At 68.1% G+C, this 25,911-nt stretch carries 23 protein-coding genes; 9 read left to right on the forward strand and 14 right to left on the reverse strand.

Features of this window, described 5'->3' with window-relative positions; genetic code table 11:
- Window positions 1-10: 10 nt before the first annotated feature.
- Complete coding sequence (locus tag FV560_RS01345; RefSeq protein WP_159618531.1) at window positions 11-1,363, reverse strand: LssY C-terminal domain-containing protein; 1,353 nt, start codon at window positions 1,361-1,363, stop codon at window positions 11-13.
- Window positions 1,364-1,596: 233 nt separating this feature from the next.
- Between FV560_RS01345 and FV560_RS01350 the strand changes: the two genes are divergently transcribed.
- The 4 genes from FV560_RS01350 to FV560_RS01365 all read left to right on the forward strand — a co-directional run bounded on the left by FV560_RS01350 (window position 1,597) and on the right by FV560_RS01365 (window position 5,636).
- Window positions 1,597-2,517, forward strand: a complete 921-nt coding sequence (locus FV560_RS01350; protein ID WP_200837473.1) for an ion transporter — start codon at window positions 1,597-1,599, stop codon at window positions 2,515-2,517.
- A complete protein-coding gene (locus FV560_RS01355) occupies window positions 2,492-2,959 on the forward strand; it encodes an MmcQ/YjbR family DNA-binding protein (protein ID WP_159618535.1) in 468 nt (155 codons plus the stop codon). The genes FV560_RS01350 and FV560_RS01355 overlap by 26 nt, the downstream gene beginning before the upstream one ends.
- A 111-nt stretch (window positions 2,960-3,070) precedes the next feature.
- Complete coding sequence (locus FV560_RS01360) at window positions 3,071-5,095, forward strand: ABC1 kinase family protein (RefSeq protein WP_159618537.1); 2,025 nt, start codon at window positions 3,071-3,073, stop codon at window positions 5,093-5,095.
- A gap of 1 nt (window position 5,096) precedes the next feature.
- Window positions 5,097-5,636 carry a MarR family winged helix-turn-helix transcriptional regulator gene (locus FV560_RS01365; RefSeq protein ID WP_159618539.1) on the forward strand — a complete coding sequence of 180 codons (540 nt, stop codon included), beginning with the start codon at window positions 5,097-5,099 and terminating at the stop codon, window positions 5,634-5,636.
- Window positions 5,637-5,716: 80 nt separating this feature from the next.
- Here the strand turns inward: FV560_RS01365 and FV560_RS01370 are convergent, their stop codons facing one another.
- Window positions 5,717-6,067, reverse strand: a complete 351-nt coding sequence (locus FV560_RS01370; protein ID WP_159618541.1) for a VOC family protein — start codon at window positions 6,065-6,067, stop codon at window positions 5,717-5,719.
- Window positions 6,068-6,203: 136 nt separating this feature from the next.
- Here FV560_RS01370 and FV560_RS01375 point away from each other — a divergent pair, with 136 nt between their 5' ends.
- Window positions 6,204-6,971 carry a copper homeostasis protein CutC gene (locus FV560_RS01375; protein WP_159618543.1) on the forward strand — a complete coding sequence of 256 codons (768 nt, stop codon included), beginning with the start codon at window positions 6,204-6,206 and terminating at the stop codon, window positions 6,969-6,971.
- Here the strand turns inward: FV560_RS01375 and FV560_RS01380 are convergent.
- The 7 genes from FV560_RS01380 to FV560_RS01405 all read right to left on the reverse strand — a co-directional run bounded on the left by FV560_RS01380 (window position 6,961) and on the right by FV560_RS01405 (window position 14,212).
- Complete coding sequence (locus tag FV560_RS01380; RefSeq protein WP_159618545.1) at window positions 6,961-7,650, reverse strand: methylated-DNA--[protein]-cysteine S-methyltransferase; 690 nt, start codon at window positions 7,648-7,650, stop codon at window positions 6,961-6,963. The two genes, FV560_RS01375 and FV560_RS01380, sit on opposite strands and share 11 nt — an antisense overlap.
- Window positions 7,647-8,120: an RNA polymerase sigma factor gene (locus FV560_RS01385; protein ID WP_200837474.1), complete on the reverse strand. Its 474-nt coding sequence runs from the start codon at window positions 8,118-8,120 to the stop codon at window positions 7,647-7,649. The genes FV560_RS01380 and FV560_RS01385 overlap by 4 nt, the downstream gene beginning before the upstream one ends.
- Before the next feature lie 43 nt (window positions 8,121-8,163).
- Window positions 8,164-8,622 (reverse strand): hypothetical protein, encoded by a 459-nt coding sequence (locus FV560_RS20015; protein ID WP_200837475.1) that lies wholly within the window; start codon window positions 8,620-8,622, stop codon window positions 8,164-8,166.
- 214 nt (window positions 8,623-8,836) lie between these two features.
- Window positions 8,837-9,697: a sulfite exporter TauE/SafE family protein gene (locus FV560_RS01390; protein WP_159618547.1), complete on the reverse strand. Its 861-nt coding sequence runs from the start codon at window positions 9,695-9,697 to the stop codon at window positions 8,837-8,839.
- Between the two features lie 289 nt (window positions 9,698-9,986).
- Window positions 9,987-11,825: an HNH endonuclease gene (locus FV560_RS01395; protein ID WP_159618549.1), complete on the reverse strand. Its 1,839-nt coding sequence runs from the start codon at window positions 11,823-11,825 to the stop codon at window positions 9,987-9,989.
- A 238-nt stretch (window positions 11,826-12,063) separates the two neighbouring features.
- On the reverse strand, window positions 12,064-12,642 hold the full coding sequence (locus FV560_RS01400; protein ID WP_159618551.1) for a TetR/AcrR family transcriptional regulator: 579 nt from the start codon (window positions 12,640-12,642) through the stop codon (window positions 12,064-12,066).
- A 37-nt stretch (window positions 12,643-12,679) separates the two neighbouring features.
- A complete protein-coding gene (locus FV560_RS01405) occupies window positions 12,680-14,212 on the reverse strand; it encodes an MFS transporter (RefSeq protein ID WP_235019850.1) in 1,533 nt (510 codons plus the stop codon).
- A 94-nt stretch (window positions 14,213-14,306) separates the two neighbouring features.
- Here FV560_RS01405 and FV560_RS01410 point away from each other — a divergent pair, with 94 nt between their 5' ends.
- The 3 genes from FV560_RS01410 to FV560_RS01420 all read left to right on the forward strand — a co-directional run bounded on the left by FV560_RS01410 (window position 14,307) and on the right by FV560_RS01420 (window position 19,308).
- The gene (locus FV560_RS01410) at window positions 14,307-15,206 is read left to right on the forward strand and encodes a glycoside hydrolase family 43 protein (RefSeq protein WP_159618553.1); all 900 of its coding nucleotides are present in this window, start codon (window positions 14,307-14,309) and stop codon (window positions 15,204-15,206) included.
- Between the two features lie 192 nt (window positions 15,207-15,398).
- Window positions 15,399-16,157: a MerR family transcriptional regulator gene (locus tag FV560_RS01415; protein WP_159618555.1), complete on the forward strand. Its 759-nt coding sequence runs from the start codon at window positions 15,399-15,401 to the stop codon at window positions 16,155-16,157.
- Window positions 16,158-16,446: 289 nt separating this feature from the next.
- Complete coding sequence (locus tag FV560_RS01420; RefSeq protein ID WP_159618557.1) at window positions 16,447-19,308, forward strand: sugar-binding domain-containing protein; 2,862 nt, start codon at window positions 16,447-16,449, stop codon at window positions 19,306-19,308.
- A gap of 80 nt (window positions 19,309-19,388) precedes the next feature.
- On the opposite strand, the gene FV560_RS01425 is transcribed toward FV560_RS01420, so the two are convergent.
- The 4 genes from FV560_RS01425 to lpdA all read right to left on the reverse strand — a co-directional run bounded on the left by FV560_RS01425 (window position 19,389) and on the right by lpdA (window position 24,428).
- Window positions 19,389-20,294, reverse strand: a complete 906-nt coding sequence (locus FV560_RS01425) for a carbohydrate ABC transporter permease (RefSeq protein ID WP_235019851.1) — start codon at window positions 20,292-20,294, stop codon at window positions 19,389-19,391.
- A complete protein-coding gene (locus FV560_RS01430) occupies window positions 20,291-21,415 on the reverse strand; it encodes a carbohydrate ABC transporter permease (protein WP_235019852.1) in 1,125 nt (374 codons plus the stop codon). Before FV560_RS01430 ends, FV560_RS01425 begins: the two co-directional genes overlap by 4 nt.
- The gene (locus FV560_RS01435) at window positions 21,412-22,770 is read right to left on the reverse strand and encodes an ABC transporter substrate-binding protein (RefSeq protein WP_159618559.1); all 1,359 of its coding nucleotides are present in this window, start codon (window positions 22,768-22,770) and stop codon (window positions 21,412-21,414) included. The genes FV560_RS01430 and FV560_RS01435 overlap by 4 nt, the downstream gene beginning before the upstream one ends.
- A gap of 260 nt (window positions 22,771-23,030) precedes the next feature.
- A complete protein-coding gene (lpdA, locus tag FV560_RS01440) occupies window positions 23,031-24,428 on the reverse strand; it encodes a dihydrolipoyl dehydrogenase (protein ID WP_200837476.1) in 1,398 nt (465 codons plus the stop codon).
- 373 nt (window positions 24,429-24,801) lie between these two features.
- Here lpdA and FV560_RS01445 point away from each other — a divergent pair, with 373 nt between their 5' ends.
- Window positions 24,802-25,266, forward strand: a complete 465-nt coding sequence (locus tag FV560_RS01445) for a GNAT family N-acetyltransferase (RefSeq protein ID WP_159618563.1) — start codon at window positions 24,802-24,804, stop codon at window positions 25,264-25,266.
- An 8-nt stretch (window positions 25,267-25,274) separates the two neighbouring features.
- On the opposite strand, the gene FV560_RS01450 is transcribed toward FV560_RS01445, so the two are convergent.
- Window positions 25,275-25,895 carry a hypothetical protein gene (locus FV560_RS01450; RefSeq protein ID WP_159618565.1) on the reverse strand — a complete coding sequence of 207 codons (621 nt, stop codon included), beginning with the start codon at window positions 25,893-25,895 and terminating at the stop codon, window positions 25,275-25,277.
- Window positions 25,896-25,911 lie beyond the last annotated feature (16 nt).

Below are 25,911 nucleotides of genomic sequence, written 5' to 3' on the forward strand. Positions count from 1 at the left end.
CCTGGTTCACCTACGCCGTCGCGCCCTCCTGGGACTGCCCGTGCGTGAACACGCGTGCGGTCTCGCTCGAGAGCGCCAGCAGCACCAAGATCTCCACGGAGGTTCCCACGAGCTGACTGGCCAGCGCCGCCTCGGGCGCCCCGCTGATCCACAGCACGGCGTAGGTCAGCACCCCCACCGCACCGAGGGTGAGCGTCGCCATCCGCGCCCAGTTCACCCGCCGGTACAGGAGCACCGTGAGCACCAGGTAGGCGAGCAGGTAGGCCACCAGCGAGACCCGGACCGCCACCATGATCGTCTCGACCGGCACGCCGACCTCCACCAATGGGGTCACCACTCGCAGATCACCGGCCTGTGAGGCGGTGAGCTGGGTCAGCCAGGCCAGCCCGAGCACTCCGGTCGCTACCCGCAGGATCATCATCAGCATCCCGAACGCCACCGTCAGCGGGATCGCCCGGCGCTGGTGACTGTCGGCGTCGTCGGCGGCGACCTCCTCGATGATCCGGGCCGACGGTGGCGCCGTGCCGCGCAGGTCCACGATCGGGAGGTCTCCGTCGGTGCGGATCGCATCACCACCGCCGTTGCGGTGGTGATAGCCGGTGGAGAAGTTGAGCAGGTGCTTGACGGCGATCCCGTCATTGCCGGTACCGGGTTCGGTGAGCGTATCGAGAATGTGGTCACGCTCGGCATCGATGTCGGCGTCGATGCGGTGAGTCACCTGCAGGGTGAAGTGCGACAGTCCGACCGATCGGTCGTAGGTCCCGGCGGCGAGCCAGTCGGCCTTCTTCCCACCCGGGAGCCGCCATCCGGCCGGGCAGGGCCAGAACCGGACGTGGTGGCGTTTGGCCGGGTTCCCCTCGACCTCCTGCTGGTAGGTGAACATCTGCCGGCGGCCGAACAGGAACAGCGGGCTGACCGGGGCGTCGGGGTAGCTACGGCGCAGAAGGGTGGAGGCGATCATCCGGCGGGAGGACTCGAGGTTGATCTCATCGGCCCGATGCCATCCGGCGCGGAGCATCGCCGTGTGGATCTGCTCCTCGGTGCCGCGGAAGCCGAGATTGACCGGGTCTCCCAGCAGGCCCTCACGGGTGCGGGACCTGCCGATGAAGTAGTTCGGCACGTACACCCGGGTCAGCAGCCGGTGCAGACGCGGCAACAGCAGATAGGTGACGATCACCCAGAACGGCACGAACGCCCACAGATGCCGCCACCCGGCGGTGAGCAGCTGATGGATGAGCAGGAACGCCAGCCAGCCAGAGGCGACCGTACCGAGCACGAAGAACACGTGATCGGCGAACCTGATCGGGTTCTCCTGGACAACCTCGACGGCTGCGTGCGCCCGCTCGGTGAGCGTACGTGCCATGAGTCCAACGGTAACCGGGATCGGTGACAATAGGGCGTCCGCCACGTAGGGACGAGGGGAGCCATCCGATGAACGAGCCTGCGACAGGGCCCGCACGGCACGAACGGTCTGAGCCGTCCATGCCGCCTGAACCATCTGAACCGTCTGCTCAGGCTCAGCCGGCTGAGCCGGCTCAGGGTCATCGTCGCCGCCTCGCCTCCTGGGTCGAATCTGCCCCGGTGCAACGGATCGTGATGGCCGTGATCATCGTCAACGCGATCACGCTCGGTCTGGAGACATTCCAGAACGTGCCACAGCAGGTGCTGCACGCCGTCGATCTCGCCTGCCTGATCGTCTTCGTGGTCGAGCTGACGCTGAAGCTGTACGCCCACGGCCTGCGGTTCTTCCGCAGTTCCTGGAACGTGTTCGACCTGCTCGTCGTGGTGGTGGCACTGGTGCCCGGCAGCGGTGCCTTCGCGGTGCTGCGTGCCTTGCGGGTACTGCGCGTGCTGCGGCTGATCTCGGCGGTGCCACGGCTGCGGCAGGTGGTGGGTGCATTGATGGCGGCGGTACCCGGGATGCTCTCCATCGGCGCCCTGCTGGGGCTGCTGTTCTACGTGAGCGGGGTGATGGCCACGATGCTGTTCGCGGACACGGACCCCGAACGGTTCGGCACGTTGTGGGCGTCGCTGTTCAGCCTGTTCCAGGTGATGACGCTGGACAGCTGGTCGGCGTTGGTACTGCCGATCATGGCCGAGCATGCGTGGGCATGGGCGTTCTTCGTGCCGTTCGTGCTGATCAGCGCGTTCGCCGTGCTGAACCTGTTCATCGCGGTGATCGTGGATTCGATGCAGCACCTGAAGCCACCGGCCGAGGAACACGAGGACGGAACCGCGCTGGCACCGTCACCGGCGCCGGCGAGATCGCACGCCGAGGGCCTGCCGGACGACCCGTTCGAGGAGGGGGTGCTGGTGCCCGCCGAGGAGCTCGGGCAGCTGCGAGCGGAACTGGCCGCCCTGCGCGGGGAAGTGAGCACGCTGACCCAGGCGCTGCGCATCGGCGCCTCAAGCGGTGCCGCCACGGCATCGACAGTGACCAGCGCGGCACCACTGTCGGGAGCAGATGGCAGAGTGCCTACCGGAGGCGACGATGACACATCCACGCATGTTCGATGACGGCGACCCCTACCTCGCGCGGGTCCGGCACCTATGCCTGACGTTCCCTGAGGCCGAGGAGAAGGTGAGCCACGGCCGACCCACGTTCCGGGCGGCGAAGGTCTTCACCGTGTACGGCGGCGGCACCAAGGGCAACGCCAGCGAGCGCACCAGGTACGACCACTCGCTCCTGCTACTGCCGGACGCGGGTGAGCGGATCGCACTGGAGCAGGACCCCCGCAGCTTCGTGCCCGCCTACTACGGCCCCGCCGGGTGGATCGGCTGGAACCTGGCCCACGATGGCACCACCGCTGACGAGGTCGACTGGGCCGAGGTGTTCGAGCTGGTCGATGCGTCCTACCGCGCGCTGGCCCCACCCCGGCTGCTCCGCGAGCTCGAGTTGACTGAGCTGAGTCCGTCCGCGTTCGCCACCGGCCCGGACGGCCCTGAGACGCTCGGCTGAGCGCTCGGTGGACGGCGCCACAGATCTAGCGCCCACACGCACGCGCACGCCCAGGGCCTGGGTGCGGGTCGCACCGCGAAGCAAGCCAACCCCGTGGGGCAGGATGAGGGCATGATCGACTTCCTCGGGGCGCAGCTGTACCTCTGGTCGGTCCTGCTCACCGTGCTGCTGTTCGGCCTGTTCGTCCGGCGTGTGATGGGCGTCCGGCTGGGCCTGCTGCGCACGTTCGTCGCCGCACTGATCGGCGGGGCCGCGGGGCCCGCTCTGCTCGGGGCGCTCCTGCCCCCACCAGCCCCGGACGCCGACCTGCTGACCCTCGTGCTCTACACCGTGCTGATGGCAGCGGTCGCACTCGTGGTGGCCATGTTCGCGCTTGCGGTGATCGAAATGCTCGTCCCGGACGGGTCCTTGCCCGGCCCAGTGACGGCAGCGCGATCGCTGCAGGGCCGCATGCGCCGCAGCGGCCGGTACCTGCGGTTGCTGCGGATCGTGGTGCGGCACGGTCTGGTGCGGTTCCTGCGGGGGCGCTCGCACCGGGCAGTCCGTACCCAGGAGGAGCGACGCGCCCTGGCGAGATCGCTACGTCGCGCCCTCGAGGACGGTGGTGTCACCTTCGTCAAGCTCGGCCAGCAGCTCTCCACGCGGCGCGATCTGCTCCCCCCGGAGATCACCGCCGAGTTGGCGCGGCTGCAGGACGACGCCCCACAGTTGGAGTGGGGCGTGGTCGAGCAGGCGCTAGAGAGCGAGCTCGGGCAGCCGTGGCGCGCGGTGTTCGCCTCCGTGGATCCGGAGCCACTGGCGGCCGCATCAATCGCACAGGTTCACGCGGCCACCACCCCCGACGGCGGCGCCGTCGTGGTCAAGGTGCAGCGCCCGGGCATAGCAGACCAGGTGGCACGAGACGTGGAGATCCTGAGGCACCTGGCCACGACGCTCACCGCCCGCACCGCCTGGGCGGCGGACCTCGGTCTGGCCGATCTGGTGGAGGGATTCGCTGCGGCTCTCACCGAGGAGCTGGACTTTCGCATCGAGCGCGACAATCTGCGTGCTGTGACTGCAGGGCTCACCGAGTCCGGCGCCGAGGACGTCGTGACCGCGACCGTGTGGCAGGACCACTGCACCCGACGGCTCCTGGTGATGGGGCGCCTGGAGGGGGTCGCCCTCGGCGAGGCGGGAGAGGTGCTCGCTGCCCTCGGTACCCCGCGGCGCCAGCACCTGGCGAGCGAGCTGTTGCGGGTGGTGCTCGACCAGGTGACCCGGCAGGGTGTCTTCCACGTCGATCTGCACCCGGGCAACCTGCTCGTCCGCAGCGACGGCACGCTGGGGATGCTCGACCTGGGCTCGGTGGGGCGCCTCGGTTCTCAGTCGCGTTCCGGGTTGACCCGCCTGCTCGCGGCGCTCGGCACCGGTGACTCCGTCGCGGCCACCGATGCGCTCCTGGAGGTGGTGGAACGCCCGGACCGGGTGAACGAGCGGGTGCTGGAGCAGGAGCTCGGGGAGATCCTCCTCCGCTTCGCCCCGCCCGTCGCCGCCGGCACGGCAAGCACCACAACACACCCCACCCCGGCGGCACCGGCGAACATCGCCGGTGCCGTGGCCGCCCTGTTCCGCCTCCTGGCCCGGCACCGGCTCGGGATCCCGCCCCAGCTGGCGGCGGCGTTCCGGGCGATCGCGACACTGGAGGGAACACTCGACCTGATCTGCCCTGGGTTCGACCTCGTTGACGGCGCGCGGGAGGCGAGCAGGGCACGGCTCCAGACCGACCTGGATCCGGCACATCTACGCCGCCGGGCAGAGTCCGAACTGGTGACGGCGCTACCGGTGCTGCGTCGCCTCCCCCGCCGGCTCGACCGGATCGCCGACGCTGCCGAGCACGGCCGGCTGCAGGTGAACGCGCGGCTGCTGGCACATCCGGAAGACCGCCGGTTCGTCACCCGCTTGTGGCACCAGGCCCTGCTGACGATCTTGGCAGCGACCGCGGGGTTGATGGCCACGGTGCTCTATCTGGTGGCGCCTGGTCCGATGGTGACCGATGAGGTCGGCCTGTTCCATGTGATCGCCACGGCCTTGCTCGCCGGCTCGATCATCCTGGTGCTGCGGCTGCTGGTGATCTTCTTCCGACGAGAGGAGGGCTGAGATGAGCGACGAGCCGTTGCGCCCGGACGACTGTGACAACCCGGCGTCGAACCCTGACGAGAATGACGTGACGGCGGCCGACCCGCAATGGCTCAGCGACGCCGAACGCAACGCGTGGCTCGACCTGGCGGGTCTGCTGCTGCGCCTGCCGGGCACCCTGGACGCGCAGTTGGAGCGAGACTCCGGGCTGAGCTTCTTCGAGTACATGGTGCTGGGGATGCTGGCCGAGCAGGACGGCGGTGAGCTGCAGATGAGCAAGTTGGCCGTCCTCACCAACGGGTCCCTCTCCCGGCTCTCGCACGTGGTGCAGCGGCTAGAGCGACAGGGTCTGGTTCGCCGCACGCCGTGCCCGCAGGATCGCCGTGCCCGGCACGCAGTGCTCACCGACGAGGGACTGGCACGGGTGGAGGCAGCTGCTCCTGGGCACGTGGCGCACGCGCGGTCCCTGGTCGTGGACGCCGTCGATGCAGCGGATCTGGAGGCGTTCGGCCGAGTCGCGGCCACGATCCTGGACCGGGTCGATGCCTGGCAGCGGGGCTGAGGAGCCGGGTGCGGGCACTCGGAGACCGCGGACGCAACATGCGGTGGTCCACTAGGCCGGACTCCTGATGATCCCGGCCGTCAGTGCGACCCTGCTGCGGCGACGCAGAACACGTTCTGCTGCGGGTCGGCCAGGATCACCCACCGGAAGTCGCCCATCGCATGCTCGTCGACCAGCTCGGCACCGGCCTTCTTCAGTCGCTCGACCTCAGCGTCCAGATCGGGCGCGAGCAGATCGAGATGGACGCGGTTCTTGCCGGGTGTCGGGTCGTCGACCTTCTGGAACGCCATCAGGAGCTTGGGTGATTCGACCACGTAGAACCAGCCATCGTTCTCCTCGACGATCGAGCCCCCGAGCTGCTCAGTCCACCAGGCGGCGAGAGGGCCAGGATCGGTGCTGTCGACGGTCACCATTGCCATTGTGAGTGTCATGCGTGTCAGGCTACGACCCGGCACCGACATTCACTCAGCATCCCCGTCATGGCCCGCACCGGTCGCTCCGGCCGGGCGGCCCCGCGCCGGCGATGCTGGCACAGGCCCGCACCCGGGCAGGAAAGGACCCTCCACGATGACCGCACTCGAGGTCGAGCTCTCCGTCCAGGATCCGGCAGGTGTCGCTGCGGCCGCCCAGCTGCGCCCTGACCGGATCGAGTTATGCACCGCACTCGACCTGGGTGGTCTCACCCCGTCTGCCGCGCTGATCGACGCCGCTGTCGCTACCCGCGCCACCGGTGGACCGGAAGTGCATGTGCTCGTGCGCCCGCGGGCAGGGCACTTCCACTACGGCCAGGGGGAACTGGATGTCATCCTCGCCGACTGCAGGGACGCCGTCGGACGTGGTGCGGACGGCGTGGTGGTGGGGGCAGCCACCGCCGACGGGACCGGGCTGGACCTGCCGGCGATCGAGGCGATGATCACGGCGGCGGGCGGTGCGCAGGTGACCGTGCACCGGGTGATCGACACGATGCCCGATCCTGCCGGCGCCGCCAGGGAACTGCGCGGACTCGGCGTGACCCGCATCCTCACCTCCGGCGGCGCACCGGCGGCCATCGAGGCGCTCGACGTGCTGCGGTCGATGGTGCTGGCCTGCGGCGACGAGATCGCCGTGATGGCCGGGGCGGGCGTGCGACCGGAGACGGTGCCCGCAATCGCCCAGACCGGAGTGGCCGCGGTGCACGGCTCAGCCAGTCGGCGCCTGCTGCCGGCCAACGCGGCCCTCGCACTGGGCAGCACGGACGACGGATCCTATGCCACCACCGATCCGGATCTAGCGCGGCGGTTCATCGCAGCCGCTCGTTCGGCGCGCCCGGCCCCGGCGGCGGGCGCTACGCCGTGACGCCCTCGAGTCCGAGGAGCAGGCGTTTGGCCTCCACCCCGCCGCGGTAGCCACCGAATGTGCCGTCGCTGCGCACCACCCGGTGGCAGGGAACCAGCACGGGCACCGGATTGGTCGCACACGCACTACCGACCGCCCGCACCGCACGCTCAGAGCCCGCCGCGCGGGCGACCTCCGCGTAGCTGGCGGTGCGGCCATAGGCGATCGTCGGAAGCGTCTGCAGCACCTGGCGGCGGAACCCGGCCGCCAGGGTGAGATCGATCGGGAGGTCGAACCGCCGTCGGGAGCCTGCAAAGTACTCCTCGAGCTGGCGTGCGGCAGCATCCAGGCGCCTCGGGGCGGCGAGCACCCGTGGGCTCAGGCGCGCGGCGAGCTCGGTCAGGACCTTCTCGAAGCCCTCCTGCGCGAACGCCACCCGCACCACGCCCGCGGGCGTGGCGGCCAGCAGCAGATCCCCGACGGCGGAGCTCACCGTCCGGTAGGCCACGTCCAGCTGGCCGTGCTCTTCGGCCTCGCGGACGAGACGGGTGTGCAGGTCGCGCAGGTGAGCGTCGTCGTCGGGAGTGGTCAGGGCGGTCAGGGCGGTCAGGGGGCTCAGGTGCCGCGGCTCATGCTGGGCAGGCAGGGGACTGGATTCACGCGCGGCGTGATCGGCAGACGGTGGGGTAGGTGCGCTCATCGGACTTCTTCTTCCAGGTAGGTGCGGCGCAGGCGGGCGATGCCGTCGGCGGCGGCGCGGCGGGCGGCGGCCGGGGTGCCGCCGAGCAGGGCTGCCACCTCGGCGTGCGGGAGACCAGCGACGTGGTGGTAGACGACGGCGGATTGCTGCTTGGCCGGCAGGTCCCCGATCGCTTCCCACAGGTCGCGCTCCCATCCACCGGGCTGGCCGTGGGTGCTCAGACGCTCGGGCACCTGGTCGGTGGGGTGGGTGCGGGAACGGGCGCGGTGGCTGTCGATGGACTTGCGCCGGGCGATGGTCACCAGCCAGGCCTGCACGTTGGTCTCGGCCGGCAGGTCAGGGTAGGCGCGCATGGCGGCCAGGAACGTCTCGGACCACGCGTCGTCGGCATGGTCGGGTCCGGCCACGGCACGGCATACCCGGAGCACGGTGGCGCCGTGCTCGGCGACGACTTGTTCGAACGGTCTCACGCTAGGTAGACGCGCGGGGGCGGTCCGATGTGAGGTGCCGATGTCACGTGTCCTCCGCGAGGCCGAGCACCTGGGCCTGGTCGACGGGTTCGAGCTCAGTGCCGTCGGGTCGGATGATGCGCCGGTCGCCGAGCGGGTCGTCCAGGCGCACGGTCTCGACGGCGGTGAGCAGATCGTCGCTGCACCCCTTGCCGACGATGCGGGTTCCGGTGGGATCGACCCGGGTGCCCTGCAGTTCCACGGTCTCGTCGGTCTCGAGCACCTCGACGCCGTTCGGGTCGTGGCAACTGGAGGAGCCGACCTGGTAGCGCACCAGCAGATCACGCTCGCCCGCGACCGCGACCGCCTCCACCGGGGTTGCGGAGACAACGGGGAACCCGATGGCGAGGGCGTACACGGCGGCGAGGGCCGCGATCACTGTCAGGGCACCGAAGGTCGAGAGCATCGCAGCCCGAAGACGCGTGCGCCGCTCCTCCGGCAGTCCTGACTCCTCGCGTCCCATAGAAGGCATCATCTCGCGCACCGCGCCCCGGGGCACAGCGATCGGGATTCGTCGGGCTCCTCGACCACCGTCAACCGAGCTCTCCGACGGCGGCTACCCGCCCGCTCCCGGGCCGAAAGTTCGGCCCCTGAGGGGAGAAAGGGTCGAAAGTTCGGCCCCTGAGGGGTGAAGGGGCCGAACTTTCAGCCCATGAGCGGCGGGCCAGAACAGCAGATCAGAACAGCAGGTAGCCAGCGCCGACGATCGTCAGGGCGATCACGAGGCGCTCGAACAGCGCCTGGTTCATCCGGGCGACGAGCCAGCGGCCGACGAAGGCGCCCAGCACCACCGTGGGCACCAGCACGAGGTCCATCAGGAGCGTCGGGACGGTAATGAGCCCGATCCCGACCGAGAAGGGCAGCTTGACCAGGTTCACGACGGCGAAGAACCAGGCAGCGGTGCCGAGGAAGGTCTTCACGGAAAACTTCGAGGCGAGGAAGTACATGGACATCACCGGTCCGGCGGCATTGGCCACCATCGTGGTGAAGCCACCGAGGGTGCCGTAGATCCCAGCCTGGACGTGCTGGGCGGCCCGTCCGGCCACAGGTGCGTGTGACGATGGCTGAGAGCCGGGGGCTGTCGTCCGATCTGCCCCAGCCGCCTCATGGGCATCGGCCTCCCGCGCAGCCGCCTCATGGGCAGCACGGACGTCTCGGCGACGTTCTGCCTGCCGTCGCCAGATGGTGATGCCGATGACCAGGAGCAGGATCACACCGATCACACGGCGCACCTCGGCGTCGTCGGCGAGGGCAAGGAAGACAGCACCCAGCACTAGCCCGGCGAGGACGGTGGGGACTAGGCGGCGCAGTACTGCCCAGTCTGCATGCTTGCGATAGGTCCAGATCGCGAACGCGTCTGCGACGATCAGCAACAGGAGCAGCGCTCCTGTGGACTCCCGGGCGGGCAGCAGTGCCGCGAAGATCGCGATCGAGATGGTGTTGGCGCCCGGAAGTGCCGTCTTGGAGATGCCGACCAGAACGGCGGAGATGCCGAGCAGTACCCACGCGATAGCGGTCAGTTCTGGCACGGGTGCCACCGTACTGGCGCGCCTACATCGACGACCAATCCGAGCGGCCCGTAGCTCCGTCCCACCCCCGCGGTGAGCCCCGGTCTTCCCGGGCTCGTCGCACCCGTGAATTCCGACGACGGAGAGCCGGCCGAGTACGCGTGGTCAGCGCCGTCCTACCCGAGTTCATCCCACCCACGGTCAGCGCCGTCCTACCCGGGATCGTCCCAGCCGCGCTCCGGCCGGTCCTCCTCGACCTCAGGCTCCTCACCCGTCCAGATGGCGGCGGCATCCTCGCGCAACTGTGCACTCAGCACACTCAGGTCAGCGTGCTCCGGCAGTCGCATGTACACATGACCAGTGCGAGTGCGCCACGTGGAGATCCCGGTGCGGGCATCCCGCTCCACCTCGAAGACGCGTTCGGTCTTGGCCTGGTGATGCCGACGGCACAGCATGTGCAGGTTGGAGTCCACTGAGCCCACGCCGCAAGAGCCGGATCGAAGGGCACGATGTGGTCGATCTGGCAGCGCCATGCGGGCACAAGGCAACCAGGAAAGCGGCACGTCTGGTCTCTTTCGAGGATTGCATCCCGCACGTGCTGCGCGGGCAGATAGGAGTCGGAGGCGAGCAGGCCCAGCCCACTGGCCAGCAACGAGCACGGATCATGGCCGCCGCGCCCACGTTGATGGACCCAGCCGATCAGGAGCCGGGCGTCGGTTCCGTCCGGTAAACCCGGTGGTCGCCCCTGAGGCAGAACGCTGTCCATCGGGTCATACCGCCACGAGCGGTCATCACAGGGACCAGCTGGCTCAGAGGGACGATGTGGAGGGCCAAGACCCCCGCGTGCCTGAACACGGCGGTCGATCGGGCCATCGGCCACATACCTACCCGCCTCCTCGCCTCCTGCGGTCGGGCCCCACCCCGGAGAATCTCGCGATTGAGACTCCTGGGCCCCTGCGCCCGGCGCGCTCACCCCTGGGACCCCTGCAACCGGCGAGCTCGTCCCCGGCGGATTCGCCCTCGGCCCGCTCATGCCCGGCACCCTCGCTCCGCCGGAATCGCTCGGCACAGAAGCACTCAGCACGCCCGGAGAATCCGAGGCACGCAGTGCAGGTCCACTGGCAAAGCGCCACTCGAGGGTCGCGTCCACGGCGAGGCGGCGGGCTGTGGCCGCGCTGATCGGCCCGTAGCCGTGCAGCACTGCAGGGCTCTCGTCATCGCCCGCAAGTACCGCCTCTGTCGCTGTGATGCGAATCGCCGGAGCGCGACCGTGCCTGCTCGGAATCCGCCCACCGCCTGGCGTGTACCCCGAGGTGAGGACCTCCCGGAAGAGATCGGCGAAAGCGTCAGCACGCCGTTGATCAAGCGTGCGGGTGTCATCGGCAGCGCAGTCGGCTGCCAGTCCGTCAACCACCGTGTAGGCCATCGCTGCCGTCTCAGCCGAGACCAGGGCACTGAACCACTCCATCTGGTGAGGTGCAGGTTCACGCACGACCCGCCGTCGGCTCATGGCCTTCTCGCGAGCGCGCTCGGCGCCCTCCGGGTCGACGGCGATCACCGCGGCATCGAGTTCACGTCGCAACTGTGGTGCCGTGTGCTGCTCACCGAAAGCCACACCATGCTGCTGAATAGCTCGCGCCTGCTGGAGCTTCAGATCGCGAGTGGCGTCGGTGATCTGTTCCGCCTTGCGCGGCGTGAGCACCCCGCGATGGAGTGCCTCGCGCACATCGGGTGCTTCCACGAGCGCCTCGGCCCGGCCCACCAGAGTCTCCGCGCCATAGCTCGTGGTGGCGAGGCGGGCCGCCAGCTCATCCACCGTACGAGTTGTTCCGATCGAGCCCCGACGGCGCTCCATCAGTTCCACCACGAACTGGCCTTGCAGAGAGGCCACGTGGTTGACGAGCCGATCGCCTGCGGCGATCAGTTCGACGAGCAATGCCTCATCCGGCGTGGAGAAGCCGTCGCACTCCTGCTCCAGGAGACCGAGCAACTCGGCATCGGGTGCAGCCTCGGCCACGACGGAGGACGTCTGCGAGGACAGTGCATCAAAGGACCAGGACGGCGCCGACCGATCCTCGGCCCGGGCAGCCGCGAAGCGTTCACGCAGGGCCGGTGCAGCGGCGGGCGCGCCACCGGAGCCAGATGTGTCTGCGGCCATCGTGAACCACCTCCTCAGCTACCTTTCGCGCGGTATCTGAAGTAGATCATCGACCACTGACATCGAACGGATGTCGCACACAACATCCGCGTTCCTGGGCCCAAAGCACGGGCTACGGAGCCCGAGCACGGCGGGCGACGGAACCTGCGCCGTCGGGAATCCGGCAGTTCAGAGAGCATGCCCGATGACGCCTCCGACCGTTCGGACCGTAGCCCCGGGCGGCCGGACGCCGGCCCGCTCAGTGATCGTGTAAGGGCCCGCCGAGCGCATGGGTGAGGACCCGGTGAACGTAGTCGACATCCGCCGGAATACTGTCGATCAGAACCGCGGCGCACAGGCCGTCTGAGGCGACCGCGAGCGCAGCGATGGCTTGCGGATCGTCCGTGAGGGTAGCGGCGAGCTCGGAGACGTCCTCCCGCCAACGGCGGGCCACCGGCGCCAGCGCCGGTCGACGAGCGGCGAGCGTACACAGCTCGCGTTCGGCAAGGGCCCGTTCACGCCCCGGTCCGGCGGATTCCACCAGCAACTCGGCCAGTCCGCGCAACTTGTCGCCGGGCCCATCGATGATCTGTCGCACCCGCGCGGTGTAGGTATCGGCGACGCTCGTCAAAGCCGCGACGAGCAGGTCGTCCAAGGTGGCGAAGTAATAGGTCGTCAAAGACGTGGTGATACCGGCCTGCTCAGCCACCGCGCGGTGGGTGAGGCCAGCAGTACCGTCCCGCATGACGACGGCCAACGCGGCCTCGATGATCGCAGCACGACGCCGACGACCCCTGGCACGGCGACCATCGGTGCCGTGGTCCTCGTGATCGCCCATTCGCCCTCCGGTATTCCAGGCTAGTCTCCCGAGCGCATCACTGCGGGCCGCCCTGACCGAGTGGGCGGACATGCCGCAATATTGTCAGGCACAGCACGGTCGCCACCACGATCGTTGACCCAGCCACTGCGGCCGCGACGTTGACGCCGTCGGTGAACGCCTCCTGCGCCTGCGTCACGACGCCGACGGGTACGCGATCGGCAACGGAGAGCGCACCGGCGAGACCGTCATTGATGCGCGCGGCTACCTCGGACGTGGCGGCCAGTGGCGGCTCCATGCGCGCGTTGTAGACCGCTGCTGTGAGGCTACCGAGCAACGCGATGCCCACTGCCACACCCAGTTCCTGGACCGTTTCCGACATGGCTGCCGCCGAACCCGACTTCGATGCCGGCGCCACGCCGACCACCATGTCGGTACCGAGTGCCGCGATGGCGCCCAGTCCGAGGTAGACGAGGGCGAAGCCGGTAACCACGCGGGGCACCTCACCGGTGCCTGCGGTCGCCAACAGGCCGTACCCGACGACGGACGCGCCGAGCATGATCGCCATCACGAGGCCGGGGCGCACCCTGCGGGCGATCAGGGGGGCGCCGACTGCCGCGGCCAGCATGGCCACAGCGGGCGGGCCCATCCACAGCCCGGCCACGAACGGGGTCAGTCCTTCGACGAGTTGAAGGTACTGGGTGACCAGGTACATGGTTCCACCGACCCCGACGAGGCCAAGCAGCAGGACGACCAGAGCGCTCGTGAGAGCACGGTTGGCGAATAGGGTCACATCCAGCAGCGGCGACGCCAAGCGTCGTTGCCTGCGGGCAAACACGGCACCCGCAGCCACACCGGCAAGGACGAGAGTCGCCGTGACGGTATCCACACCGTCGGCCGCGGCGCGCTTGACGGCGTAGATGACCGGCAGGATCGTCGCCAGAGACAGCACGACGCTTGCCAGGTCGATCCGCCCAGCCCGCGGGTCGGCGTATTCGGGCAGCAGCCGCCTGGCCCCGGCCAGCACGATGATGGCGATGGGAACGGCGAGCAGGAACGCCGCACCCCACCACAGTCGATCCACGAGAGCGCCGCCCACCACCGGCCCCGCCGCCATGCCGAGTGCGAACATCGTCGCCCACACTCCGATGGCCATCGCGCGTTGGCGCACGTCCGGGAACATGTTCGAGATCAACGACAACGTGGAGGGCATCAACGTCGCACCGGCGACTCCCAGCAGCGCCCGGGCAGCGATCATCAGCTCGGCCGTGGGCGCGAAAGCCGCGAACAACGACACGAGCGCGAACGCCGCCATCCCGATCAGGAGAAGCCGGCGGCGACCGATCCTGTCGCCCAGCGTCCCCATCGTGATGAGGAAACCTGCGATGAGGAAGCCGTAGGCATCCATGATCCACAGAGTCTGCGTCGCCGTCGGTTCCAGCGCCGCGGCCATGCTCGGAAGCACGAGGTAGAGCACGGTCACATCCACGCCCAGCAGGAAGGTAGGCAGGGCTAGCAGCCCGAGGCCGGCCCAGCGACGCCCATCTGCACGCCGATTGTCGCCCTCTGCCATCACATCGGTCCGCAGCATAGTTGTACGCTAATACAATTAGGACATACATCCAAGTATCTGCGGACGAAGCTAGGCCTCCTCCGCATCCGCACTGCCGCGTATCCTGCACCGCATGCCCCGCCTGGCCGAGATCCAGATCCGCGACCCCTGTGTGCTCCCAACCCCTGACGGCGAGTACTACCTGTACGGCAGTACCGACGCGAACATCTGGTCCGGTCCGGGCACCGGATTCGACACCTATCGCTCCACGGACCTCGAACACTGGGAAGGTCCGATCCCGGCCTTCCGGCCGCCGCCAGGGTTCGTGGGGACCACCCAGTTCTGGGCCCCGGAGGTGTACTCCTATCGCGGCCGCTACGTCATGTTCGCCACCGTGAACGGCCCGGACGTGATGCGCGGGACGCACGCCTTCATCGCCGATACACCCGCCGGCCCGTTCCAGCCGCACAGCGACGGTGCGCTGACGCCGTCAGCATGGCAGTGCCTGGACGGCACACTGCATGTGGATGCCGACGGCGACCCGTGGATGGTCTTCTGCCACGAGTGGCAGCAGGTGCACGACGGGGGGATGCACGCGGTGCGGTTGACGCCGGATCTGCGCGCCGCAGCCGGCCGGCCGCACTTCCTCTTCAACGCATCCGAGGCGCCGTGGGCACGTGACCTGCGGCCCAGCATGGCGGCTGAGAAGGCGGCTACGTACCGGTTCGCGTGCTACGTCACCGACGGCCCTTTCCTGCACCGCACGGCGGACGGGACTCTGCTGATGCTGTGGTCGACGATGGGCGCGACGGGGTACACGATGGGACTGGCCCGTTCGAGCAGCGGGCATGTGACCGGGCCGTGGGAACAACTCGCCGAGCCGCTGTGGGACCGCGACGGTGGGCACGGCATGGTGCTGCGCACCCACGACGGGCGCGTCCTCGTCACCTGGCACGAGCCGAATGACACGCCGAACGAGCGAGCCGTGCTCCGCGAGATCGTCGAGGACGGCGGCCGGTTCCGCCTGGTCTGAAAGGACCGCCTCCCTCGCCTTCGGCCCTCGCCACGCTCGGCGCGCTCCGCCATATCCCGGCACGCCCTTACACACCTTCGCACGTCCTGACGCGCCCCGGCGCACCCCGTTCGCCGCCGCATCCGTGATGCGCTTGACTTTGACGCAACGTCAACGTCCAGACTCAAGTGCGTCCGAACCGAAGGGAGCGTCATGACCGAGCCGACCGAGTGGTCCATGCACGAGATCACCCGTGCCACCGGCACGACGAGTCGCACGCTGCGCCATTACGACCAGATCGGCCTGCTCCCTCCGGCGAGGATCGGTGCCAATGGGTACCGGTACTACGACGCCGACGCCCTCGTGCGGCTGCAGCGCATTCTGCTGCTGCGCGAGCTCGGGCTCTCACTGCCCGCCATCGCCGAGGTGCTGGCGGGAGATCAGAGTGAGGCCGAGGCCCTGCGCACCCATCTGGAGCTGCTCGAATTCGAGCGCAGCCGGCTGGAACGCCGGATCGCGTCGGTGCGCACCACGTTGACCAAGAGAGAAGGAGGTGAACATCTCATGGCATCAGAGATGTTCGACGGTTTCGACCATACCCAGCACGAGAACGAAGTCACCGAGCGCTGGGGGCGCGAGGCCTGGCAGTCCAGCGACGCCTGGTGGCGATCGCTCTCCGCTCAGGAGAAGGCTGCGTTCCAGGCCGAGCAGCAGCAGATCGCCGCCGGCTTCATCGCTGCTCACGAGGCCGGTACTGCACCAGACTCGGCCGAGGTCGCCGAGCTGTGCCGGCGTCATCACCTGTGGCTGGGCCAGTCAGTGAGCACAGTGAGCAAGGCGTATTACCTCGGCTTGGCCGACATGTACGTCGCCGACCCACGGTTCGGGAAGAACTACGGGGGCTCTGACGGCGCGGAGTACGTGCGCGAGGCGATGCGTGCGTACGCCACGACCGCCGAGTTCACGCCGTAGCCGGACTCATCCCGCCATCCACCGCCGAACGCCGACGTGTGCGCATCTTCTGAGCGCAGGACGTCGCACACGTCGCGTTCGGCAGCGGCGCGGCCGGATGGGTGGATATCACGGCGGGTATGACTCGACCCGGCCGATCATCGAATCGTCCAGCCTCAGCGCCGGATCATCCCTTCACTACCCCCACGGGGCTGCCTAGCATCGACAGTGCCTCCTCGCGAATGCCCCGGCACGGGTCATCGCTGCGCGTGCATCTGGCCCTGACCTCCACTGCTGAAGGACGTGCTCCATGCCTGACCACTCCCGCGCTCCCGAGCTCGCCCAGGACAGCGAACCCATCGATCGGATCCTCGATCTGGCAGGTCGGTGGGACTGCGCCCTCGACCGCGACGGCGTCGGCGAGCTCGAGCAGTGGTTCCGTCGCGATCTTCCCGGGGAGCCCACAACGATCACCCTTCCCGGATCCATCCAGCATCAGGGTCTCGGCGATCCCGTCACCGTCGACACCCCGTGGACCGGCGGCATCGTCGACCGCTCCTACTTCACTGACGACGTGTATGCCCCCTATCGCGAGCCCGGCAACATCGCCGTCCCGTTCTGGCTGCAGCCGCAGGTGTACTACCAGGGCGCAGCATGGTTCCAGCGTGAGATCCACGTTCCCGAGGACTGGCAGAACAGCCGGGTCGAGCTTGCTCTGGAACGCGTGCACTGGGAATCGGCCGTCTGGGTCGACGACGACCGCATCGGCTCCGAACGAAGCCTGACGACGGCGCACCGGTTCGACCTGGGCGTGCTCTCCCCGGGCACCCACCGCCTCACGATCCGGGTCGACAACCGGGCTGTGGTCGACGTCGGCCCGAACGCGCACAGCGTCTCCGATCACACGCAGGGCAACTGGAACGGCGTTGTCGGGGCGCTGACCCTCACGGCCCAGCCCGAGGCGAGGATCAGCCAGGTGCGGGTGTTCCCCGAACTCGCCACTCGCTCCGCCCTGGTGAAGGTGGACATCGCCGCAGGCAGCCGCAGTGCAGGCACCGGGCGCGTCGAGGTCACCGCGCGTTGTCACCGCGCCACCGGCACCACCGACGCCACCGACGTCGGCCCGGTCACCGCCGAGTTCGAGGCCGAGTACGGCCGCGACCTGAGCGAGCGCGGTCTGACCGCCAGCGGAGCGCACGTGGACGTCCGCCTGCCGCTCGGTGAGGACGCAACCACCTGGGACGAGTTCGACCCGGCGTTGTACGAGGTCACCGTGCGGCTCACCACCGAGATCCACGGCACCGAAAGCCGCGACACGGTCCGCGCCACCTTCGGGCTGCGGGAGATGGCGACCGACGGCACCCAGGTGACGATCAACGGCCGCCGGACCTTCATCCGCGGCACGCTCGAGTCCTGCGTCTTCCCGCTCACGGGCTACCCGCCCACCGACGTCGACTCGTGGCGCGAGATCGTCGCCACCGTGCAGGCGCACGGGCTGAACCTGCTGCGCTTCCACTCGTGGTGCCCACCCGAGGCTGCCTTCGTGGCCGCCGACGAGGCCGGGCTCTACCTGCAGGTCGAGGGCCCGATCTGGGCGAACCAGGGCGCCGCCATCGGTGAGGGACGACCCGTGGACGCCTTCCTGGCCGAGGAGACCCGGCGGATCCTGCGCGAGTACGGCAACCATCCCTCGTTCGTGATGATGGCGCACGGCAACGAGCCGGGCGGCCGTGACGCCGAGCACCTCGCCGCGTGGGTCGCCGGATGGCGCGCGCACGACCCGCGCCGTCTCTACACCTCCGGCGCGGGGTGGCCGGCGATTCCCGAGAACGACTTCCACAACATCCCCGAACCCCGGGCGCACCGCTGGGGCGAGGGGCTGAAGTCCCGGCTCAACGGCCACCCGCCGGAGACGGAGTCCGACTATGCCGCATGGGTCACCGACCGGCCCGTGGTCAGCCACGAGATCGGCCAGTGGTGCGTGTACCCGGACTTCTCCGAGACCGGGCGCTACACGGGCCTGATGCAGCCGAGGAACTTCGGCATCTTCGCCGACTTCCTGCGCGAGGCGGGGATGGCCGATCAGGCGGAGGAGTTCCTCCACGCCTCCGGCAAGCTGCAGGCGCTCTGCTACAAGGAGGACATCGAGGCGGCGCTGCGCACCGAGGGCTTCGGCGGCTTCCACCTGCTCGGACTGTCCGACTTCCCCGGCCAGGGCACTGCGCTGGTTGGGGTGCTCAACCCGTTCTGGGAGTCCAAGGGGTACTGCACCACCGAGGAGTTCTCCCGCTTCTGCGGGCCGACCGTGCCGCTGGCACGCCTTCCGCGCCGCATCTGGGCCGCCGACGAGCCGATCACCTTCGATGTTCAGGTAGCCCACTTCGGTCCCGCTCCCCTGCATGCGCAGGTGCGCTGGAGCCTTCGAGCCGACGACGGCGCACCCCTGCTGGACGGTGTCGTCGCCGAGCAGGAGATCACTGTGGGCAACGGCACCCGGCTGGGGCCGGTGGTGACGCCGGCCACTGGTCTGACCGCGCCTGCCAGGGTCACGCTGGTGGTCACGATCGCGGACTCCTCCGGTGCTGTGCACGAGAACGACTGGGACCTGTGGGTCTACACTGCTGTCGACGTCGAACCGTCCGGGCTGGTGACCACGTCCGATGTGCAGCACGCCATTGACCGGGCTACAGCGGGCGAGGATGTGCTGCTCGAACTCACCCCGGAGAGCATCGGCAACGACATCGCGCTCGGGTTCACCCCGGTGTTCTGGAATACGGCGTGGACGAAGGGGCAGGCGCCGCACACGCTCGGCATCACCCACGATCCGCAGCACCCGGTCTTCGACGGTTTCCCCACGGAGGGTCACACGTCCTGGCAGTGGTGGGAGCCACTGCACGGCGCCCGGGCGATGCTGCTGGACGGACTGCCCGACTCACTGCGCCCGCTCGTGCAGCCGATCGACACGTGGTTCGAGGCGCGCCGCCTGGGCTGCCTGGTCGAGGCCCGACTCGGCGAGGGCAGGATCGTTGTCAGTTCGCTCAACCTCGATCCGGGCGCCGACCGGCTCGCGGCCCGGCAACTGCGGGCCAGTCTCCTGGCCTACATCGGCGGGCCTGCGTTCGCGCCGACGGAGACCATCGACGCCGGTCAGCTCCGCAGTCTGCTGCGCTGACGCAGCGCAATCCCTCGTCGTTCTGGTTGCTGCGTCGTGACCAGAACGACGAGGGATTCCGCTGTCGTGGGTGTTGCGGCCTATCCCTTCACCGACCCCGAGGTCAGGCCACGGACGAAGAACCGCTGCAGGAAGAAGAACACCAGGATCGGCAAGGCCATCGAGAAGAAGGCGCCAGCCGAGAGGAGTTCCTCGCCCTGGCCTTGGGTACCGAGCAGCTGCTGTAGCTGCACGATGACCGTGGCGTTCGAGGGGGCCAGGAACAACTTGGCAATGAGCAGGTCGTTCCAGACCCACAGGAACTGCAGCGTCGCGAACGCAGCGATCGCCGGCATGGCCATCGGCGCCACCAGCAGCCAGAAGGTCTGATAATGGCTGGCGCCGTCGATCTTGGCCGACTCGACTACCGAATACGGCAGCGTCGACATGTAGTTGCGCAACGTATACACGCACAGCGGCATCCCGAAACCGGTGTGCAGCAACCACGTGGCCACGAACTCACCCGAGATCCCGATCCCGTTCGGACCGAGCAGGTTCAGCATCGGCTGGAATGCCACCTGGATCGGCACCACCATCACGCCCACGATGATGACGAACAGGGTCTCCTTGAACCGGAAGTTCAGGAAAGTGAACGCATACGCGGCAAAGGCGGCGAACATGATCGGCAGGATCGTCGCCGGCACGGCCACGACCACCGTGTTGAGGAAGCCGACGCCCATATCTGCAGCACCGGTGAAGACCCCGACGTAGTTGTCCCAGGTCCACCCCTGACCGAACGGGTCCGCGACCACCGTCCACCAGCCGCTGGTCACGATGTCATCGCGGCTACGCAGCGAGTTGATCAGCAACCCCAGAGTGGGGATAGACCAGAGGATCGCCAGCAGGACGGTGACGATGATGGAGGTCCAACTGCGGGGACGCCCGTCCTTCATGTAGGAGGGCTGACGCTTGGGCTTGGCCCTGGAGACCTGAGCGGTGGCGGTCATCGCGCCGCCTCCTTCCGGTAGTGCCGCACCTGATAGATCAGGATCGGCGTCACGAGGATCAGCAGCACCACCACGATCGCGGACGCCCGGCCGGCGCGCTGGAACGTGAACAGCTCCTGGAAGAACAGGTTGGCGATCACGTTCGTGCTGGCCTGACCGTTGGTGAGCACGTAGATGATGTCGAAGACTTTCAGCACCAGGATCGTCACCGTGATGAAGACGGTGATCATCGTGCCCTTGATCTGCGGGACGATCACCCGGAAGAAGACCTGAACTTCGTTCGCGCCATCCATACGGGCCGCCTCGAGCGTCTCCTCCGGAACGCCCTTGATCCCACCGGAGAGGAGGATCATGGCGAAGCCCGCCTGCATCCAGATGAGGATCACCATCATCAGGAACGAGTTCAGGCGCAGGGTGTCCACCCGGATCCAGTTCTGCGCATCGCCGCCCAGGGACGTCACGATCGAGTTCAGTAGGCCGATGTCAGGGTTCGGGCTATAGATCTGGATCGCCCAGATCGTCGACGCCGCCACGAACGAGATAGCCATCGGCAGGAAGATGAAGCTCTTGGCAACCTTCTCACCCTGCGCAGAGAGCCGGTCCGCGAACAGAGCCACCACGAGGCCGACCACGACTGTCACTGCTGGTACCACGATCAACCACAGGGCATTGTTGGTCAATGACAGCCAGAACTCACCACTGCCGAAGATGGCGACGTAATTGTCGAATCCGACGTAGGCAGTGCTGTCATTGCTCGCGAAACTGTAGTTGATCGTCTGCACCGTCGGGTAGACGAGTACCAGCCCGAGCAGGAAGAACGAGGGGAACACGAAGACGTACGGGATGACACCTTCGGAGAACCGCTGCGGCAAACCTTCGATGAAGACGTTCACGAAATAGAACAACAGTGCCGCTCCCCCGACACCGGCAATCATGCCGATCACGGCCATCAGGAGCCGGTTGTCGAAGAACCACTCCGGATAGTAGGCGAGCGCGAGGAAGACGTTCGCGGCTGCCCACGCCACAACAACCGCGCCGATCACGCCGATCACGATCCGAGCCGGTCTTGCCCCACCAACCTTGCGCGGTGGCGACTCCGCCGGAGCGGCAGCGGCGGTCACGAGTCCTCTCCCTCGCTTGCCGGCCAGCTCTCCTCGATCGCGGTCGTGACATCCTCGGCCGAGGCACCGTTCACCCAGTCGACCATGCCGGTCCAGAACGTCCCGCCACCGACGGCGTTCGGCATCAGGTCCGATCCGTCGAAGCGGAAGACATCCGCGTCAGCGACGATCTCCGCGGTTCGCCGGGTGAGCTCGTCCGGGTAGAGGCTGGCATCGAAGGTGGAGTGCGGGGAGAGCCACCCGCCGGCCTGGGCCCACGGCCCACCGAAGGAGTCCGAGGTGAGGAACTGCATCACCGCGATCGAGTCAGGGTCGTTGCCGTTCATCAACGCCGCGAGGTCACCCCCACCGAGGATCGGCTGGTCCGTGTAGTCCCCGGATGCCGACCGCGGGAACACGAACAGGCCCACCTCTGAGTCCAGGTTCGCCTGGATGTCGGAGGGCATGAAGCCCGTGATGAAGTTTCCCTGTCGCTCCATCAGGCACTCGGCCGGCTCCTCGAACGCCGGCAGGATCGCCTCGCTGAACGGCACGGCGAGCACGTTCGACGGCCCACCCAGCACGTTCCCGTCCTCGAAGATCAGATCTCCGTAGGCCTCGAACGCCTCCACCACACGCGGGTCATTGAACGGAATCTCATGCGAGGTCCACTGGTCGTATACCTCCGGACCGTGCAGGCGGAGCATGTACTCCTCGATCCAGTCCGTACCAACCCATCCGGTGGCCTGGTCCGACTCCCAGCCCATGCACCACGGTGCTACGCCGTCGTCGCGGATCTGCTGGGCGATATCGGCGAGGTCGTCCAGGGTCTCCGGCTCGGTGTTGTAGCCGCCTGCCGCATACGCGTCCTGCGGGTACCAGACCAGGGACTTCACGGCCATGCGCATCGGCGCCCCGTAGACACGCCCTTCCTCGTCGGTCGCAGCGTCCAGGAATCCCGGGACCAGCGTCTCCTCGAGCGAGGCCATGTCGAGATAGAGGTCGACCGGCTGGACCGCGTCTGCCGCAGCCTGTTCCATCAGACCACCCGGCTGCGGGAAGATCGCGATGTCTGGGGCCTGACCGGAGCCAGTCCGAGCCCGGATAGTGTTCGTGAAGTCTTGGTCCGAGGTGTACTGGACGTCGATACCGGTCCGTTCCTCGAACTCCTCGAGCGAGGCGTTGAACGCCTCAGCCTCCGCACCGCCGAATGCTCCCAGGATCGTCACGACCCCGTCGCTGTCCGTCTCGGCATTGTCCGGTCCGAATCCGCTGCCACTACCACTGCCGGGCTGCTGCAGGCACCCAGCGAGCAGCAGCGCTCCCGTCGCGGCGAGACTGGTCGCCGCAACCTTCCGGCGCAAGCACTGCGTCATCTGCAGACTCCTTCGTCCGATTCAGGTGGGCCACCATGGCCCACCTGTGCTGCAGGCTAACCCCGACACAGCCGATCGGCATGGTGAATGCGGCAGCAGCTACAGCCGTTGCGAAATCGCAACATGCCGCCGCTTGCGATGTTCACGCTCACATCCAAGTGGGAGCGAGAAAGACGAACGGGCGACGGCGGAAGGTGAGTTCCGCCGTCGCCCGCTGCGTTGGCATGAGGGCGCGTGAGTGCCCTGACTGCCCGGACTGATCAGAGGTTGAGCATGTGCCCGGCGATACCGTGCACGGCCTCCTTGACCGACTCACCCAGGGTCGGGTGCGCGAACACATTCCGGGAGACCTCGTCAGCAGTGAGGTCCCATCGCTGAGCGAGGGTGAGTACCGGGAGCAGCTCGGTGACGTCCGGGCCGATCAGGTGCGCGCCGATGATCTCGTTGTACTGCGCATCGGCCACCACCTTGACGAAGCCGACCGCGTCGCCGAGGCCCATGGCCTTGCCGTTCGCGGTGAAGGGGAACTTGGCGACCTTGACGTCGTAGCCCTTCTCCTTCGCCTGCTCCTCGGTGTACCCGAAGGAGGCAATCTGCGGCTGGCAGTAGGTGGCGCGCGGGATGAAGTCGAACTCGATCTCCTGCGTCTCGGCGCCGCTGATCGTCTCGGCGGCCACCACGCCCATCGCCTCGGCGGTGTGGGCCAGCATGAGCTTGCCGGTGACGTCACCGATGGCGAAGACGTTCTCCACGTTCGTGCGCCCTCGCCCGTCCACGACGATCCCGCCGCGCTCGGTGGTCACGCCGAGGTTCTCCAGGCCGTAGCCCTCCAGGCGCGGGGCGAACCCGATCGCGGAGAGGAGCTTATCGGCCTCGAGCACCTGCTGGTCGCCCCCGTTGGCGGGGCTCACGGTCACCTTCACACCGGAGCCGGTGTCCTCCACGGCCTCGACCTTGGTGGAGGTCATCACCTTCACGCCGAGCTTCTTGTAATGCTTGGCGAGCTCCTTGGAGATCTCCGGATCCTCGGTGGGCACCATCCGGTCGAGGAACTCCACGATGGTGACGTCCACGCCGAAGTTCTTCATCACGTACGCGAACTCAACGCCGATCGCGCCGGAGCCGGCGATGATCATCGAACCCGGGAGGTTCTCGTCGAGGATCTGCTCCTCGTAGGTGACGACGTTCTTGCTGACCTCGACCCCGGGCAGCATCTTCGTGACGGCACCCGTGGCGATGATCAGGTGGTCGAAGGTCAACTCGCTGGTGGAGCCGTCCTCGGCCGCGACCGACATCGAGGTGTTCGAGGTGATGGTGCCCCACCCGTCCACCTCGGTGATCTTGTTCTTCTTCATCAGGAAGTGCACGCCCTTGACGATGCCGGCCGAGACCTGCCGGCTGCGGGCATGCGTGGGGCCGTAGGACATGGACGCATCACCGGTGATGCCGAACTTGTCCTTCTCGTGGTTGAGCAGGTGGGAAAGCTCAGCGTTGCGCAGCAGAGCCTTGGACGGGATACATCCCACATTGAGACATACACCGCCCCAGTACTTCCGCTCCACCACGGCTACGTTGAGACCCTCTTGAGCCGCGCGGATCGCGGCGATGTACCCACCGGGGCCTGCTCCGAGAACAACGACGTCATAGTGTGAAGTCACGCTCCCGACTCTACTGGCGCAGCGCCGGTGGTGCGATCCCTCGGCGGTGAGCCATGCATCACACCGGCCATCACGGTTGCGTGGCCCTCCCATCCATCCCTCGCGTTCGAATCCCGTCACGGCAATCGAATCCCGTCACGGGGCGCCGGAGCGGGATTCGGGCGCCGGAGCGGGATTCGAACGTGGTCGGCCCCGATGGGGCAGCTGGGGTGCCCTGCCCGCACACAGCCATGACAGACTGGGCCTTGCGGGGGCGCCGGTGACGCCGGTGCCATCGCTGTCGCCGCCGTGGGCTACCGTGTGATAAGCAGCCCTCAAACTCACCAAGTAGGCGTAAAACCCGCTTCACTCTCCTGGAGGTGCCATGGTCGCCATGGAACGTGTGGATTGGACCGATCCTGACCTGCAGCGGCTCGTGGCCGACCAGGAGCGGGAGATCGACGCCCGCTACGGCGACAGCGAGCACGCCGAACATCTTGACGCCGAGACCGTCACCGTGGCCGTCCTGGCGCGTGATGCCGAATCCAAGGAAGCCGTGGCCTGCGGTGTGCTGCGCGACCCGGCGCCCGGCTTCGAGGCCGGCACTGGTGAGCTGAACCGGATGTACGTCCACCCCGACCACCGCCGCCGGGGAATCGGCAAGGAGATTCTGCGCGCACTGGAGTCTGCGGCGAAGGATCGCAAGCTCGGCCAGCTGGTGCTCGAGACAGGTATCCAGCAGCCCGAGGCGATCGGCCTGTACACCTCTGAGGGGTACAGGATCATCGACAACTACCCCCCGTATGAGGACGACTTCGATTCCCGTTGCTTCGCGAAGGCCATCGGCGACGACGGTTGACCTGCCCCTCAGTGCCGCTGGTCCGCATATGCCCACTGGTGCGCCGCGAACGCCAGCCACACCAGCAGTCCCAGCAGCGCGATACTCGCGAAGGGCACGAGGTCCGCGGCCACGAGCGTGAGGAGGGTCCCGACGGCGGCCCACCCCACGATCGCCCCTGTCACCCTCAGCCCGGGTGTCCACCCGTACGACCGGGCGAGCACGGTCACCACGAGTCCGAGCGTCACCACGTGCAGGACTCCGCCGCCCAGGGCGGCGACCAGGTGCAGGGTGTGCACAGCCGTGGTCGGTAGGACGGGCGCCAGCACGCCCAGCGCCAGGTGCGCCAGGCCGGCGACCCCCAGCACGACGACGGCCCCCGCGGTGATCGGTCCGGCTCGCCGCGCGTAGCGAGTCAGCTCGCGATAGGCGGTCGCGAGCACCGCGAGCGCCCCCGCCGCGACCAGCGCCATCGCACCGGCCACCAGGGTCGCCATCGGGAAGTCGAGGAAGTAGTCCCGCGCGTCAGCCGAGCCCGGAAGTGGCATCGCCCGGCCTGCCACGCCGGTGCGGGCCAGTGCCGCAGCCAGGTCGGCGACCACCAGCACGGCGGTCGCCGCCACGGCCGCTCCACCGGTGCGGGCTCCCATGAGCACACGTTAGAGC

Source organism: Ruania rhizosphaerae (assembly GCF_009805705.1).
Classification (GTDB): domain Bacteria; phylum Actinomycetota; class Actinomycetes; order Actinomycetales; family Beutenbergiaceae; genus Ruania; species Ruania rhizosphaerae.